Here is a 15,251-nt window from a genome sequence, read left to right as displayed (position 1 = left end):
GGCCTATGTTATGGATTAATCTGGGCGTTGGATGACGCAGCCTTATGAATCCCTGTCACGGGGCTCAGTAAGTCGGTCCTCGGTTCGGAAGCCTGTCCCGATTTGTCATAAGCAATGGAGCAGAGCTTCCCTGGAAGCTCCTCGCTATCAATCCAGAAGTCCATGTCCATGTCGTCGACGTATTTCTCAGGTTGATGACAGTCTGTTGTTGCTGCTGGACCAAATTTGATGGAATAGGTCCTATAGGGCTCTGCTGTTTTCGCCAGTGTCACATTGACGTCGCCCTTGATCGATAAATCGGGTGGCGAGGTTGGCTTGTTCTCCAGAACCTCGACCGGCAGGGACAGCGCATTTTTCAGAAGCCCTGATTCAGGTTCTTGCGCCAAGGAATCAACACCGAGAATGCAAAGAAAATAGAATCCGGGCTCCGTGCCTATCTCGGAATTGATGAAGGTATCAATTGAGCTTACGGCATCGCTGTAGTGATGGGGGCTCTCACAGTCCATTGCCGTGCGGACGCCTTTATGACGGTAAAAAGCAGTACTTATTGAAAATCGATAGTTCCACGTAGGGATGGCAATCGAACCGTTATCCTGCTGTTTGACCCTTTTGTATCTTTCCAGCTTATTCGCGTCCGTGTCGACGGTGAACGCCGGGTAGAGCTGGCAAGACGACGGTGGGTTTTTAGCAATGCGGCCCTGCAAGAAGCACCCGTTGAGAAATGCCGTCGGGTTGCCGTACACATTCCCCGGCACAGCCAGATAGACATTTCCAACAGGTGTGCAGGGGGCATGATCGCGGCATGGAATGATGCTGTCATCAAAGTTCCCCGTTCCTATGACGCCTACGATCTCATTGGTGTATCGATCCAGTAAGGGGCTTCCAGAGCTGCCTCCCCGGATATCCTGACAGCGAGTCATAAACGTGTTTCGCCATACCCATGCACCTTCAACAATCTCCAGAGCGGGTTGTAAGGTGCAGGCGGCCATGCGCAATGTGACGTCCTCAAAGCCTGTAGGGGCGCCCACGATCAACACATCGGTGTCGTTCGCCGGTGTATCCCGGGCCAGTTTCAACGGTTGTATGCCCTCATCGATGAGCTTTTGAAGGCTGACTTCCAGTTCAACGATAGCCAGATCAACGCCTTGCATGCTCCGCCATACCACCGCTTTCAACGGATAAGATTTGAATCCGGGAATGTCGGCGAAGAAATTGAACTGCATGGTTCCGCTTACCGGCTTGTCCGTTACGATGTTTCCGTTGGTCAATTCGATGCAGTGCCCAGCGGTGAGCACGTAAGCGGGAGTCGGTGGGGATGCCAGTTCATCGCGCGTGTCCAGAAGCGTTGCGGTGCATCTGGCACCATTGATTTCCAGGCGTCCGATACCTTGCCAGTGGTCCTGCGAACCATCGATGTTTTTAAGAACCCTGGAAGCAGCGAGATTTTGCAGGTTTTCTCCATAATCTCTGGTATCAGCGAAGCACGGTAGACATAGCGAACACAATGCGCTGATAAAAAGTACGGGGATCGAATTCATTGAATGGTGCCTCTGATTAATTATGTAAAACCGGCCTGTCGCCGGGTATTAGCAATTAATCAGGTGAGGCTGGGTGAAGGGCGGTAACTATCTACCACAGTGACTGTGACACTCATTTTGTTTGCGATGTCGATAAGGCTGTTATTAAAAGGCCAGTAGACAGTGTGGCGAGCTCAAGGCACTCTTGGGTACGCCATGGATTTCGGTAGCCAGACATGCTTAAACGCCTTCTTCTTATCCTCGCCAGCGCTTCTCTATTGCTCATCAATGGGGTGCGCGCCGAAGAAAGTCCCGACACCGACCTGGTGTTGCTGACGGAAAACTTCCCGCCGTACAACATGGCGAAGAACGGCAAAAACTTCGCTCAGGACGAGAACATTAATGGCATCGCCGTGGACATCGTCCGCGAGATGTTCAAACGTGCCGACATCACCTACAGCCTGACCCTGCGTTTCCCCTGGGAGCGCATCTACAAACTCGCGCTGGAAAAACCCGGTTATGGCGTGTTCGTGATGGCGCGTTTGCCCGACCGCGAGAAGCTCTTCAAATGGGTTGGCCCGATTGGTCCGGATGACTGGATCATGCTGGCCAAGGCTGACAGCAAGATCAGCCTTGAAACGCTGGATGACGCGCGCAAATACAAGATTGGCGCGTACAAGGGTGATGCGATTGCCGAGACGCTGGGCAAGCAGGGGTTGAATCCGATCGTTGTGCTGCGCGACCAGGACAACGCGAAGAAGCTGGTCAATGGCCAGATTGATCTGTGGGCCACGGGCGACCCGGCCGGGCGTTATCTGGCGCGGCAGGAAGGCGTGAATGGTCTGAAAACGATACTGCGTTTCAACAGCGCCGAACTGTATCTGGCATTGAACAAAGACGTGCCGGACGAAATGGTCGCCAAGCTTCAGGCCGCGCTGGATCAGCTGCGCAAGGAAGGCAAGGTGGACGAGATCATGGCGCGGTATCTCTAAGACCCAGTGATCAAAATGTGGGAGCGGCGGTGTGACGGATTACCGGTAAACGCCATCCTTGCCATGGGCGGCCGTCGCGCGGTTACCCCGCACGCTGATCATCTGCTTGATATCAATCCACTCAATCCCCTGCGCCTTCAGCTTCGGCAGCTCGCGTTCCAGTACCGCCAGTGTCTGCGGATACGGATGCCCGATCATCACCGCCGAACCCTGCTTGCGCGCCAGGCTGATCGCTGTCTGTAGCTGCGTGAAGATTGCCGCCTCGGTGCGCTCATCATCCAGAAACACATCCCGCGAAACACTCGCCAACCCGATCTTCTGCGCCTCGGCGGCAGCAACGGTTTGCGCGCTGGTACGGCTGTCGACGAAGAACTTGTGCCGTTGCTGCAAGTCCGCCATCAACCAGACCATGGCCGGTTGCTGTGCGGTCATGCGGCTGCCCATGTGATTGTTGATGCCCGCGGTGTAGGGCACGACCTTGAATGCCGCGTCGAGGCGCCTCTCAAGTTCTTCGATGGGCAGATCGGGATGCCAGGCGAACGGCCCCGTGGCCGGGTCCATCGGCATGTGCAGGATGACGATCTTGCCGGCGCGATGGGCTTCGCGGGCGAACTCGGTGGCGTGGGGCGTGTCAGGCATGATCGCCGTGGTCACCGGGCCGGGCAGGGCCAGCACGCGGCGATCCCGGGGCAGGTTCTGCCCCAGGTCATCGATGATCAGGCTGAGATACGCTTTTTGAGGGGCCGTCTCGACGGGGGCTGCGTGAGCAACACCCGTCAGGCAGAGCAATAAACCCAGGATAAACCGTTGGAACATCTCAGCGGCCGGACGTGATGCTCAACCCTTTGAGCAGGCTCAAGGCCTGGGCCAACTGGTAATCATCATCCTGCGGCATGGCCTTGGCTTTGCTGGAACTGGTCGGCTTGTCGGCGCCGCCGTTGCCATTGCCCAAGTGGCCTTGCAGGTCGGCTTCCTTGAAGTACTCGCCGTCCTGCTCGTTGGTGATCTTTGCCTTGCGCACTTCGATGTCCGGAACAATGCCCTGGGCCTGAATCGAGCGGCCGTTCGGCGTGAAATACAACGCCGTCGTGATCTTCAGCGCGCGATCGTTGTTCAGTGGCAGTACGGTTTGCACCGAGCCCTTGCCGAAACTGGTGGTGCCCATCAGCACAGCGCGTTTCTGATCCTGCAAGGCACCGGCGACAATCTCGGACGCCGAGGCACTGCCGCCGTTGATCAGCACGACCATTGGCACGGCTTCGCTTTCGTCCTTGCCGGTCGCGGAGAAGCGCAGCTCGGAGTTGGCGATACGGCCCTTGGTGTAGACGATCAGGCCCTTCTTGATGAAGTGGTCGACCACTTCCACCGCGGCCTGCAGCACGCCGCCAGGGTTGTTACGCAGGTCGAGGATGATGCCGTTGAGCTTCTTGCCATTTTCCTTGCGCAGCTTGGCGAGGGCCTGGGAGACCTCTTCGCCGGTCTTGACCTGGAATTGCGTGATGCGGATGTAGCCGTACCCGGATTCCAGCAATTGCGACTTCACGCTCTTCACTTGAATGATGGCGCGGGCCAGGGTGACGTCGAACGGCGTGCCGCCATCGCGCACCAGGGTCAGGGTGATTTTCTGGCCGATCTTGCCGCGCATCTTGTCCACGGCTTCGGTCATGCTCTGGCCGCGAGTCGGCTGGCCGTTGATCTTGACGATGAAGTCGCCGGCTTGAATACCTGCCTTGGAGGCGGGGGTGTCATCGATCGGCGAAACCACCTTGATGAAACCGTCTTCGGCGCCGACTTCGATGCCCAGGCCGCCGAATTCACCGCTGGTGCTTTCCTGCAGTTCGGCGAAATCTTCCGGGCCCAGGTAGGCGGAGTGCGGATCGAGGTTGCTGAGCATGCCTTTGATGGCGTTTTCCAGCAGGGTCTTGTCGTCCACCGGCTCGACATAAGCGGCTTTGATCCGGTCCATGACCTCGGCAAAGGTGCGCAATTCTTCCAGCGGCAACGGCGCCTTGGTCGTCGCGGCAGTGCCCGCAGGCGCGACTGCCGGGGCCGGTTGAGCGGCGAACGCCAGAGGCGCGCCGATCACCAGGGCGATCGTCAGGGCCAGCGAGGTAAGGCGGGACAAATGCAGCATGTCTAACGAACTCCTGAAATTAGGTAGCGTGCTTATCCTTGCGCGCGACACCATTGCGCCGGATCACTCGGGTGACCCTGCTGACGAATTGCGAAATACAGCGCTGGTGTGTCCTGCCCGCCGCTGTTACCGACAGTGGAGATGGACTCACCGGCTTTTACCACGTCACCCGCAGACTTGAGCAGCGTCTGGTTGTGACCATAAAGACTCAAAAAACCGTTGCCGTGGTCGAGAATCACCAGCAGCCCGGCGCCACGCAACCAGTCTGCAAACACCACGCGACCACCATGCACGGCATGCACCTGGCTGCCGGCGGAGGCGCTGATCATCACGCCGTCCCACTTGGTGCGGGCATCGTCGCCACGGGATTCGCCGAAGCGTGCCAACAGTCGACCATCAACCGGCCAGGGAAGTTTTCCCCGGGTTGACGCGAAAGGGCCGCCAAAGGTCTCGCCGGAACTTGAAACCAGGGCGCCGGGTGTCGATTTAACCGGTTTGCGTGGGGCGTCGGTGTTCTCTGCGTCTGCAGCCGCCTGGGCCTCACGTAAACGCTTTTTTTCGGCTTCCTGCTGGGCGATCAGCGCTTTTTTCCGCGCTTCTTCTGCCTCACGGGCCTGGCGAGCCAAGGTTTCTTCAATGGTTTTAAGGACTTTAGACAGGTCTGCCTGATCCTGCTCGCGGGATGCCAGTTTCTGGTCGCGCGCCTTTACGTCGTCGTTGAGCTTGGCCAGGACTTGCTGGCGTTCCTTGCGGACTTTATCGAGCTCATCGCGCTGGGTGTCGAGGCTGCTCTTCTGCACCAGCAACTGCGCCTGTTGGGCGTCGATGTCTTTTTCGACATTGGTCAGTTGGCGCAGGGTTTCGTTGAAATTCTTTAGCTGCTCCAGGCGGGCCTGGCTCAGGTAGTCGTAATAGGTGAGGGTGCGGGCGAATTTTTCCGGGTTCTGCTGATTGAGCAGCAGCTTCAGGTATTCCTCACGGCCGTTCTGATAGGCCGCCCGGGCCTGAATGGCGATCAGTCGTTGCTGTTCAGTGCGCGCGCTCTGGAGTTTTTTTTTCTCTGCATCGAGTCGCTGCAGCTCGGATTCGCTTTTCTTCAGTTCTTTTTGCAGGGCATCGACCTGCTTCTCGAGCTTGCCCATTTCGGTCTCGGTGCCTTTGAGTTCTTTCTGCACACCGGATTTTTCTTCCTGGAGCTTGCCCAGCAGTTTTTTCAGCTCGGCAATGTCCTGACGCGTGGCGTCCAACTGTTGTTGGGTTTGCTCGCGCTCGTCAGCAAAAGCCGGTTGGAGCAGGCAAGTCAGTGCAAGGGCTATCAGGACGCGGAGCATAGAGGCGGGCGACACCAGGGAAAGGGACGGCCTAGTATGCCCGCCAAGCGTGGCAAAAAAAATGCCCAATTGGGACTGTGTGATAACTGGACAAAAAAACACCCCAAAACCAATGTGGGAGCGGCGATGCGACGATTCGACTTGCTCGCTCCCACAGGGTTTCGGTTGTGTTCGAGCGAGCGGGTTACACCAGAATCGATGTCCCGGTCATTTCCGCCGGTTTTTCCAGGCCCATCAGCATCAGCATGGTCGGCGCCACATCCGCCAGTACGCCGCCTTCACGGACCTTGAGGTCACGCTTGCCGACATAGATGAACGGCACCGGCTCGGTAGTGTGCGCGGTGTGCGCCTGACCGGTGGCTTCATCAGCCATCTGCTCGACGTTGCCATGGTCGGCAGTGATCAGCGCTTCGCCACCGACCTTTTCCAGGGCTTCGACGATACGCCCGACGCACCGGTCCAGGCATTCAACCGCTTTCACCGCGGCATCAAACACGCCGCTGTGGCCGACCATGTCGCCGTTGGCGTAGTTGACCACGATCACGTCGTAACGCTGGTGTTCAATGGCATCAACGATGCGATCGGTCACTTCCGGCGCGCTCATCTCGGGCTGCAAATCATAGGTAGCGACTTTCGGCGACGGGATCAGGATGCGTTCTTCGCCCGGGAACGGTTCTTCACGACCGCCGGAGAAGAAGAAGGTCACGTGGGCGTATTTTTCGGTTTCGGCGATGCGCAGTTGCGTCTTGCCGTTTTTCGCCAGGTAATCGCCGAGCACGTTTTCCAGGCTGCCGGCGGCGAAGGCCGATGGCGCGGGAATGCTCGCGGCGTATTGGGTCAGCATGACGAAACCGGCCAGTTTCGGCTGACGGCTGCGTTCGAATTCCTTGAAATCGTCTTCGACGAACACGCGAGTCAGCTCTCGGGCGCGGTCGGCGCGGAAGTTCATGAACACCACGGCATCGCCGTCTTCGACCTTGACCGGCTCGCCGATGGAGGTGGCTTTGACAAACTCGTCGCTCTCGCCACGGGCGTAGGCGGCTTCCAGACCTTCCTGGGCGGTGGCGGCGTTGAACTCGCCTTTGCCGTCGACAATCAGGTTATAGGCCTGGGACACGCGGTCCCAACGGTTGTCGCGGTCCATGGCGAAGTAACGGCCGATGATGCTGGCGATCCGGCCTTTGCCCAGCGCCTGGAAGGTCGCGTCGAGCAGTTCGATGGACGACTGAGCGCTTTTTGGCGGCGTGTCGCGGCCATCAAGGAAGGCGTGCAGGTAGATTTTTTCAGCGCCGCGCTTGAACGCCAGTTCCGCCATGGCGATCAGGTGGTCCTGGTGGCTGTGAACGCCGCCATCGGACAGCAGGCCCATGAAATGCACGGCTTTGCCGGCGGCAACGGCTTTATCCACGGCGGCGCAAATGGTCGGGTTCTCGAAAAACTCGCCATCGCGGATCGATTTGGTCACGCGGGTGAAGTCCTGATACACCACACGGCCGGCGCCGAGGTTCATGTGGCCGACTTCAGAGTTGCCCATCTGGCCGTCCGGCAGGCCGACATCCATGCCGCTGCCGGAGATCAGGCCATTCGGTACGGTAGCCCACAAACGGTCCAGTACGGGCTTCTTCGCGGCAAAGATGGCGTTGGATTCAGGGCTCTCACTGTGACCGAAGCCATCGAGAATAATCAGGACCAAAGGTTTAGGCGTGGTAGTCATGGATTCCACTCGTGGCTGAGGTTAAAAGAGGGCGATTAAAAAGGGAGTGGCAAGTTTAGGACGTGTTGACCCTCAATTGCGAGTCGCGTTTGCCCTGTGAGCGTGCCAGGCAAGGCGCGGGACGTGGGTAAGGGTTGTTTCGTTGCCGAGTCCCGCAACGCAGCATGGCGCGCTCACAGGGCAAACCCGGAGGGTCACGCCCCGTAAAGCGCAATCCGTCGTTATTCGTCGTTCATTTGAAACGCCAAACCTCACTCCTCATGCCTAGTCTTGCGATTTACGGGGCGCGGCGCGACTCGCAATTGAGGGTCAACACGCCCTACAGCCAAGTTCCGGCCACGTCACCGCCGGACGGGGTTTGGCCCACCATAGTGGCTGTGTATACTGGCCGACATTTTAACGCCCTGGAACCTCCTTCGATGGTTGCTCACCTGATTGAATTTGCCACTAACCACTACATTCTTGTCGGTATCTTCGTCGTACTGCTGGCGGCGCTGATTGCCTATCAAATGCAAGGCGGCGGCCGTAGCCTGAGTACCGGTGAATTGACCGGGCTGGTCAACAAGGACGCAGGCGTCGTGATCGACATCCGTTCGAACAAGGACTTCGCCGCCGGTCACATCGTTGGCGCGTTGAACATTCCTCACGACAAACTGACCGCGCGCATCGGCGAACTGGAAAAGCACAAGGCCAAGACCATCATTCTGGTCGACGCCCTGGGCCAGACCGCCGGTACCCATGCCCGCGAACTGATGAAATCCGGCTTCACCGCCGCCAAGCTCTCCGGTGGTATTTCCAGCTGGAAGGGCGACAACCTGCCGTTGGTGAAGTGATATGAGCAACGTCGTCGTCTATTCCAGCGATTACTGCCCCTACTGCTCGCGAGCCAAGTGTCTGCTCGAGAACAAAGGCGTGGCCTTCGAAGAGATCAAGGTCGATGGCAAGCCGCAGGTGCGCGCCGCCATGGCTCAGAAAGCCGGACGTACGTCCGTGCCGCAGATCTGGATCGGCAGCACCCACGTGGGTGGTTGTGATGATTTGTTTGCCCTTGAGCGCGCCGGTAAGCTCGACGCCATGCTCAAGGCCTGAATACCTTCCCTATAAGACCCCAAGATCAGAAAGGATCTGAGATGACTGACCAACAGAACACTGCAGCTAGCGAAGAAGAAACCGCACCGCAATTCTCCTTGCAGCGCATCTACGTACGTGACTTGTCCTTTGAAGCCCCGAAAAGCCCGGCGATTTTCCGCCAGCAGTGGGAGCCGAGCGTCGGTCTGGATCTGAACACCCGTCAAAAGGCTCTGGAAGGCGATTTCCACGAAGTCGTGCTGACCTTGTCCGTGACCGTGAAAAACGGTGAAAACGGCGAAGTGGCGTTCATCGCTGAAGTGCAACAGGCCGGGATCTTCCTGATCAAGAACCTGGACGACGCTTCGATGAGCCACACCCTTGGCGCGTTCTGCCCGAACATCCTGTTCCCGTACGCTCGCGAAACCCTGGACAGCCTGGTCACCCGTGGTTCGTTCCCGGCCCTGATGCTGGCACCGGTGAACTTCGACGCGCTGTACGCACAAGAACTGCAACGCATGCAGGCGGCCGGCGAGACTCCGACCGTTCAATAAGCTGCGCTGCTGAAAATTGCGGGCGAGCCCGCTCCCACAGGATTGTGCAAAACCTGTGGGAGCGGGCTTGCCCGCGATTGTTTCTGTCAGGCAAAAATGATGGTCGGATTATTACTTGAACCCGAGTTGACGCCAGCCTTCATAAACGGCGACGGCCACGGTGTTCGACAGGTTCAGGCTGCGACAGCCTTCACGCATCGGCAAACGCAGGCGCTGGTCGCCGGGCAGGGCGTCGAGCACGTCAGCCGGCAGGCCTCGGCTTTCCGGACCGAACAGGAAGGCATCGCCCTCGGCGAAGCTGGCATCGTGGAACGGTCGCGAACCCTTGGTGGTGAAGGCGAACAACCGGGGGTGGCCAAGGCTTTCCAGGCAGCTGGCGAGGTCGGCGTGGCGCTGCAGGGTGGCGTACTCGTGGTAGTCGAGGCCGGCCCGGCGCAGGCGCTTGTCATCCATCTCGAAGCCCAGCGGCTCGATCAAATGCAGGTGGCAGCCACTGTTGGCGCACAGCCTGATAACGTTGCCGGTATTCGGCGGAATTTCTGGTTGAAAAAGGATGACGTGAAACATGCACGGCTCCGAAGATAAAGATGACGGGCATTCTACGCCGCCAAAGGACCCACGTTCGAAACTATTCCCGCGTGTGCTCGGTTCGTTGGCGATTGTCGGGATGATGGTGGGGCTGATGATTGGTCGCCTGACCGCGCCAGACCCGACGGTCTTGCAGCAAGTGGAGGTCACCAGCGACGGCCTGGTGGTGTGGTTCAACAACGAACCCAAAAGCCACGGCGAGTTTGTCGACGGTAGCCTCGCGCTGCTGTTCGAGGCTGAAGGCAAGGCGCAGAAAGGTCAGCTCAGACTCGACGATAAAAACGTCAACTGGCGAGTTCGTTTGAGTGATGGGGGGTTGTTGCTGTCAGTGGTGGCGGCCCGGCCACTGCAAGGCGAGTGGGCCGGAAGCGAGGTCAATGACCGCTGGCGACTGGAGATCCATCTCCGGGAGCAATAAAAGAGGGAATCCCCGGCCTGCCTGTACCAAGGTTCCCAAAACGGCGGGGCTCGCGCATTGCGTCGTGAGCCCGGTGTAAAGAAGGAACCCCTGACCTGCCTGTATCAAGGGCCCCAAAACGGGTGGGCTCGTCGCTTGTGCGGTGTGAGCCCGATGTAAAGAGGGGAATCCCCGGCCTGCCTGTACCAAGGTCCCCGAAACCGGGTAGTGAACTGAATCACTGAATGGACTATTGCAGGGGGCGTGCCAGTTTTTAACAAGTTGAAACAGAAAGCCGTGCTGAAACGTCGAAAGCCCCGTATTCAGGGGCTTTCGTGTTTTTTCGACAGGGGTTCGATTGCGAAAAGCGATGGGGTGATGGATCAGCGTTTGTGCGCGATTGCGGTTCACGGTGCATTCAGTCGGTGCACAGAGCTCTAAATGTAGGAGTCAGCCTGCTCGCGATTGGATTTGGCAGTTGATCGTTCCCACGCTCTGCGTGGGAATGCAGCCCGGGATGCTCCGCGTCCCCAGTTGAAGTGGACGCAGAGCGTCCATTGAGGCGTTCCCACGCGGGAGCGTGGGAACGATCAGGTGAAGGGTTTAGCCCTCATCCCCCTCATCATCATCCCCACCATCCACCTTCATCCCCAGTTCCTTGATCTTGCGCGTCAGGGTATTACGCCCCCAACCCAACAAGACCGCAGCATCGCGGCGGCGGCCGGCGGTGTGTTTGAGGGCGGTCTCGATCATGATCCGTTCGAAAGCCGGCACGGCGGTGTCCAGCAGGCTCGACTGACCACGCGCCAACGCCTGATCGGCCCACTGGCGCAGTGCTTGTTCCCAGTTGGTCACCGGCGCCGAATCCTGTGGCAGGCTCAGCAGTTCAGGCGGCAGGTCGCTGATGTGTACTTCGCGACCCGATGCCATCACCGTGATCCAGCGGCACGTGTTCTCCAGCTGACGGACGTTGCCGCCCCACGGCAAGTTCTTCAGGTATTCCTCGGTTTCGCTTTTCAGCAGCTTCGGCTCGACCGCCAGTTCTTGCGCGGCGCGGCTGAGGAAGTGCTTGGCGAGTGTCGGGATGTCTTCGCGACGGTCCGACAGGCGCGGAATGTGGATGCGGATCACATTGAGGCGGTGGAACAAGTCCTCACGGAACTTCCCGGCGTGCACCAGGGTTTCCAGGTTCTGGTGAGTGGCGGCGATGATTCGCACATCGACCTTCACCGGCACATGACCGCCAACGCGGTAGAACTCGCCGTCGGCCAGTACCCGCAGCAAACGGGTCTGGGTGTCGGCCGGCATGTCGCCGATTTCATCAAGGAACAGCGTGCCGCCATCCGCTTGCTCAAAGCGACCGCGACGCAGGTTGGCCGCGCCGGTGAACGCGCCTTTTTCGTGGCCGAACAGCTCGGATTCCATCAAATCTTTCGGAATTGCCGCCATGTTCAGCGCGATGAACGGCGAGGCCGCCCGTGGGCTGTGGCGGTGCAGGGCGTGAGCCACCAGTTCTTTACCGGTCCCGGATTCGCCGTTGATCAGCACCGTGATGTTGGAGTGGCTCAAGCGCCCGATGGCGCGAAACACTTCCTGCATCGCCGGTGCTTCGCCGATGATTTCCGGAGTACGGGTCAGGGCGACCGGGACTTCCAGGCCTTGCTGTTCCTGAGCGTGCTGATTGGCGCGCTTGACCAGGGAGACGGCTTCGTCGACATCGAACGGCTTGGGAAGGTACTCAAACGCGCCGCCCTGATAGGACGCGACAGCGCTGTCCAGATCGGAGTGAGCGGTCATGATGATGACCGGCAACCGTGGGTGCTGTTCGCGAATCCGTGCCAGGAGGTCCAGGCCGCTGGCGCCCGGCATGCGGATGTCGGAGATGATCACGTCCGGTTGCTGGCGCGCCAGGCGGCTCATCACGCCATCGGCGCTGTCGAAGCTTTGCGTGGTCATGCCTTCCTGCTGCAAGGCTTTTTCCAGGACCCAACGGATAGAACGGTCGTCATCGACGATCCACACGGTTTCACTACGGCTCATGTCGATGTGGCTCCTTGTTCCAGTGGCAGAAAGATCGAGAAAGTGGTGTGGCCTGGGTGGCTGTCACATTCGATCAAGCCCTGGTGCTGGCTGATGATGTTCTGGGTAATGGCCAGGCCCAGCCCGGTACCGTCCGGGCGACCGCTGACCATGGGAAAGAAGATGGTTTCCTGAAGTTCCGCAGGAATGCCCGGACCGTTGTCGATGATTTCGATCTTGGTCACCAGGCGATGGCGCACGTGGCCGATGGTGAACTGGCGCATGGCGCGGGTGCGCAGGCTGATGCGGCCCAGGCGCAATTCGTTCTGGCTGCTGATGGCCTGCATCGCGTTGCGCACGATGTTCAGCACCGCCTGAATCATTTGTTCGCGGTCGATCAGCACGTCTGGAATGCTCGGGTCGTAATCGCGCACCAAGGTGATGCAGCCCTGGCTTTCCGCTTCCACCAGATGGCAGACGCGCTCCAGCACTTCGTGGACGTTGCACATGGCCAGCGACGGCAATTTGTTGGAGCCGAGCATGCGGTCGACGAGGTTTCGCAGGCGATCGGCTTCTTCAATGATGACGTTGGTGTAATCGCGCAGGCTTTCTTCCGGCAGTTCGCGGGCGAGCAGTTGCGCCGCGCCGCGAATCCCGCCCAGCGGATTCTTGATCTCGTGGGCGAGCCCGCGGACCAGCATCTTGCTGGTTTCCTGCTTCGACAACTGCGCCTCTTCCTTGGTGATCCGCAGCAGGCGGTCACGGGGATGGACTTCCAGCAACAGCATGGTGGCGCCGTTGGCCAGGATCGGCGTGACCGCGTAATCGACAGTCAGGGTCTGGCCGGTGAGGGCCGTGAGCATCGCTTCGCGTTTGGTGAACGGGTGCGCCTGCTCGACCGCCTGGCGCAGGGAATTCAGCGCCTCGGTGGATTCGGTGAACAACTCACTGATGAACTGCCCATGGCTGCGCTGGCCGCTGATGGCCAGCAGCATTTCCGCCGCCGGGTTCATGTACTCGAGGCGCAATTCGGCGTCGAGCAGGATGGTGGCGGTGGTCAGGTTGTCGAGTAGCAAGCGGTGTAGTGCGTCGCTAATGGTCATCAGGACCTCTTTTGGAGCGGAGCATGCGCGAGAAACAAGCGCTGATGCGGGGAAAATGCAAAAACCAAACCAAGGCTCCGAAAAGAAGCAATTAAGGCCTGAAACGGGCGTTTGACGCTCGTTTGCGTGGCGTTCTGCCAGCTTTCCCGGGTACTTTCGAACCAAAATGGGTTGCGATGTGGGTACGGTGCACCCTATTGCACCAATATAGTGCGCAAACCTGAACGGCGTTAGAACAAACGCAGGAACGGATTTTTTTCTTCTTCCGGTTTGTCTTCGAGGGGGCATTCCGGTCGTTGGCCGTAGTCGGCGAGGGTGCAGGGTTTGACCCGGCGTTGTTGCGCGAGTGAGGTGCGCAGCATGTGGAAGGGCTGGTTGGCGGTGCGTTCGATGGTGCGGCCTTGTTCGTCGAGGATTTCCACTGACAGGTTGTGGCTGCCGCGATCGATATTGGTCAGGGGAAATACAGGGCTCAGGCCAGGTTCGGCGGTGGGTTGGCCGTCGAGTAGCAGGCGGTAGCGATGACCCGGTTGCAGGCGGGGTTCGTTGGTGACGCTGACGATAATTTCGCCGGCATTGCTGCGGATTGTCGCGTCTGGTTCTGGCACCAGTATGCGCAACAAGTCGTAGTGAAACAGCGGTTGTTCTTCGGGCGGATTCGCGGCAATCAGCGGCTTCGCAGCCGTGGGCTGGGCAGCCATGCGATTGCTGGTCGGCAGCGGTATGCGTTTGGCGTTGCCGTGCTGCGGCTGGTCGGTGAATGCGCGATTGCCTTGTGCGTCGAGATAAGTGAATACCTCTGCTGTCGCAGGGAAGGCGATCAAGCTGGCGATCAGCAGCCACAGCCTCACGGCTTGTGCACCCGTTGCACGGTGAATGTCACGGTCGGACTTTGCTGAAGGGCATCCTCGCCATCAACCACTTGTACCGCCAGGCTGTGCTCGCCGCGGTCGATGTTCACCAGTTGCAGGATCGGCACATTGCTTGATTGTCCATACGGTTGTCCATCCAGCAGCAATCTCAGCAGGTGCGGCGCTTTCAGGCGCGGTTTGATCAGGACGCTGACGGTGAAAGTGCCATTGTTGGCACGCAGGGCCTCTTCGGTGGGCAGGCCGGTCAGTTGCAGTACCTCATAGGTGCTGTGTGGCTGCTGATGGTTAACGGTATCGGTAGGCGGTGCGGGAAGCGGCGGGTGCTCAATATTATTGAGCGGCGGCAGTTCTACCGGTTGGGCCGTGACGCCATCGGGCGGTTGATTGCTGTAGGCAGTGTTGCCGTCGGCGTCGGTGTATTTGTAGATTTGGGCCATCACGGGAAAAACGAAGGACAGCAGCAAAAGCATTAAAAGTGGCTGCATTCAGACTCCCTGTGAGCAGCAAGGATTTACTCCGACAGTGGAATACCTTCGCTGCCAGCATAGAACACAATCAGCTCTACCGGTTCATCACCGGTGACCCCGCGATGGGCGATATCGACCATTTCCGCCACGGCTTCACCTTGTTTGACGCGTCTGGTCTGGCCGTTGTCCTTGTTCTCGATCATCAGCTCGCCGGAGAGGACATAGCCCGTATTGGGCATGGCGTGGGTGTGCCAAGGCAGTTGGGTGTTGGCGGGTATCTTGAGTCTGAGCACTGTCAGCTCGGGTGTCGCATCCGGGTAGCGAACGTAAGGTGTGTCATCCCACGATCGGCTGCTTTTGAGCAGGACTTCTCGTTCGATTTCCATGGTGGTTGTGGTGCAGCTTTGAAGGGCGAGGGCGCAGAGAGCGACCAGTGATGTCTTTAGCGTAAGGGTTTTCATCGATCCATCCTTTGAGTTCGGGCAGAGGACAGGC

At 58.9% G+C, this 15,251-nt stretch carries 16 protein-coding genes; 5 read left to right on the top strand and 11 right to left on the bottom strand.

The genetic code is table 11. The features are described from left to right. Positions 1-8: 8 nt before the first annotated feature. Entirely contained in the window at positions 9-1,538 is a 1,530-nt protein-coding gene (locus H8F22_RS26830; protein WP_194940892.1) for a trypsin-like serine peptidase, read from the bottom strand. A 215-nt stretch (positions 1,539-1,753) separates the two neighbouring features. Here H8F22_RS26830 and H8F22_RS26825 point away from each other — a divergent pair, with 215 nt between their 5' ends. Continuing rightward, the gene (locus H8F22_RS26825; protein WP_027922172.1) at positions 1,754-2,509 is read left to right on the top strand and encodes a substrate-binding periplasmic protein; all 756 of its coding nucleotides are present in this window, start codon (positions 1,754-1,756) and stop codon (positions 2,507-2,509) included. 39 nt (positions 2,510-2,548) lie between these two features. Here the strand turns inward: H8F22_RS26825 and H8F22_RS26820 are convergent, their stop codons facing one another. From H8F22_RS26820 to gpmI, 4 genes are all read right to left on the bottom strand, one after another. Beyond that, positions 2,549-3,325, bottom strand: a complete 777-nt coding sequence (locus H8F22_RS26820) for a divergent polysaccharide deacetylase family protein (protein ID WP_194940891.1) — start codon at positions 3,323-3,325, stop codon at positions 2,549-2,551. Position 3,326: 1 nt separating this feature from the next. Continuing rightward, the gene (locus tag H8F22_RS26815; RefSeq protein ID WP_027922170.1) at positions 3,327-4,643 is read right to left on the bottom strand and encodes a S41 family peptidase; all 1,317 of its coding nucleotides are present in this window, start codon (positions 4,641-4,643) and stop codon (positions 3,327-3,329) included. Between the two features lie 32 nt (positions 4,644-4,675). Further along, a complete protein-coding gene (locus tag H8F22_RS26810; RefSeq protein ID WP_027922169.1) occupies positions 4,676-5,974 on the bottom strand; it encodes a murein hydrolase activator EnvC family protein in 1,299 nt (432 codons plus the stop codon). Positions 5,975-6,158: 184 nt separating this feature from the next. Beyond that, positions 6,159-7,688: a 2,3-bisphosphoglycerate-independent phosphoglycerate mutase gene (gpmI, locus tag H8F22_RS26805; RefSeq protein WP_194940890.1), complete on the bottom strand. Its 1,530-nt coding sequence runs from the start codon at positions 7,686-7,688 to the stop codon at positions 6,159-6,161. Positions 7,689-8,107: 419 nt separating this feature from the next. On the opposite strand from gpmI, the gene H8F22_RS26800 reads away from it, so the two are divergent. From H8F22_RS26800 to secB, 3 genes are read left to right on the top strand one after another with little or no spacing between them, the layout of a single operon-like run. After that, a complete protein-coding gene (locus H8F22_RS26800) occupies positions 8,108-8,521 on the top strand; it encodes a rhodanese-like domain-containing protein (RefSeq protein ID WP_027922167.1) in 414 nt (137 codons plus the stop codon). Between the two features lies 1 nt (position 8,522). Continuing rightward, positions 8,523-8,777, top strand: a complete 255-nt coding sequence (grxC, locus tag H8F22_RS26795) for a glutaredoxin 3 (RefSeq protein ID WP_027922166.1) — start codon at positions 8,523-8,525, stop codon at positions 8,775-8,777. 41 nt (positions 8,778-8,818) lie between these two features. Further along, positions 8,819-9,310 (top strand): protein-export chaperone SecB, encoded by a 492-nt coding sequence (secB, locus tag H8F22_RS26790; protein ID WP_027922165.1) that lies wholly within the window; start codon positions 8,819-8,821, stop codon positions 9,308-9,310. Positions 9,311-9,421: 111 nt separating this feature from the next. Here the strand turns inward: secB and H8F22_RS26785 are convergent, their stop codons facing one another. Continuing rightward, positions 9,422-9,877: a tRNA (cytidine(34)-2'-O)-methyltransferase gene (locus H8F22_RS26785; RefSeq protein ID WP_027922164.1), complete on the bottom strand. Its 456-nt coding sequence runs from the start codon at positions 9,875-9,877 to the stop codon at positions 9,422-9,424. Between H8F22_RS26785 and H8F22_RS26780 the strand changes: the two genes are divergently transcribed. Further along, positions 9,876-10,316: a hypothetical protein gene (locus H8F22_RS26780; RefSeq protein WP_027922163.1), complete on the top strand. Its 441-nt coding sequence runs from the start codon at positions 9,876-9,878 to the stop codon at positions 10,314-10,316. The two genes, H8F22_RS26785 and H8F22_RS26780, sit on opposite strands and share 2 nt — an antisense overlap. Before the next feature lie 582 nt (positions 10,317-10,898). Here H8F22_RS26780 and ntrC read toward each other — a convergent pair. The 5 genes from ntrC to H8F22_RS26755 all read right to left on the bottom strand — a co-directional run bounded on the left by ntrC (position 10,899) and on the right by H8F22_RS26755 (position 15,217). Then, on the bottom strand, positions 10,899-12,335 hold the full coding sequence (gene ntrC, locus H8F22_RS26775) for a nitrogen regulation protein NR(I) (protein ID WP_027922162.1): 1,437 nt from the start codon (positions 12,333-12,335) through the stop codon (positions 10,899-10,901). Beyond that, positions 12,332-13,417, bottom strand: a complete 1,086-nt coding sequence (gene glnL, locus H8F22_RS26770) for a nitrogen regulation protein NR(II) (RefSeq protein WP_008024908.1) — start codon at positions 13,415-13,417, stop codon at positions 12,332-12,334. Before glnL ends, ntrC begins: the two co-directional genes overlap by 4 nt. Positions 13,418-13,647: 230 nt before the next feature. Beyond that, positions 13,648-14,268, bottom strand: coding sequence for a DUF4124 domain-containing protein (locus tag H8F22_RS26765; RefSeq protein WP_059181789.1), 621 nt, complete (start codon positions 14,266-14,268; stop codon positions 13,648-13,650). Beyond that, positions 14,265-14,774: a DUF4124 domain-containing protein gene (locus H8F22_RS26760; RefSeq protein ID WP_059181788.1), complete on the bottom strand. Its 510-nt coding sequence runs from the start codon at positions 14,772-14,774 to the stop codon at positions 14,265-14,267. The genes H8F22_RS26765 and H8F22_RS26760 overlap by 4 nt, the downstream gene beginning before the upstream one ends. A 26-nt stretch (positions 14,775-14,800) precedes the next feature. Then, entirely contained in the window at positions 14,801-15,217 is a 417-nt protein-coding gene (locus tag H8F22_RS26755) for a cupin domain-containing protein (RefSeq protein ID WP_194940889.1), read from the bottom strand. Positions 15,218-15,251: the final 34 nt, after the last annotated feature.

Source organism: Pseudomonas mucoides, from assembly GCF_015461845.1.
Lineage (GTDB): Bacteria > Pseudomonadota > Gammaproteobacteria > Pseudomonadales > Pseudomonadaceae > Aquipseudomonas > Aquipseudomonas mucoides.
This window is presented reverse-complemented; position numbering and strand designations above follow the sequence as displayed.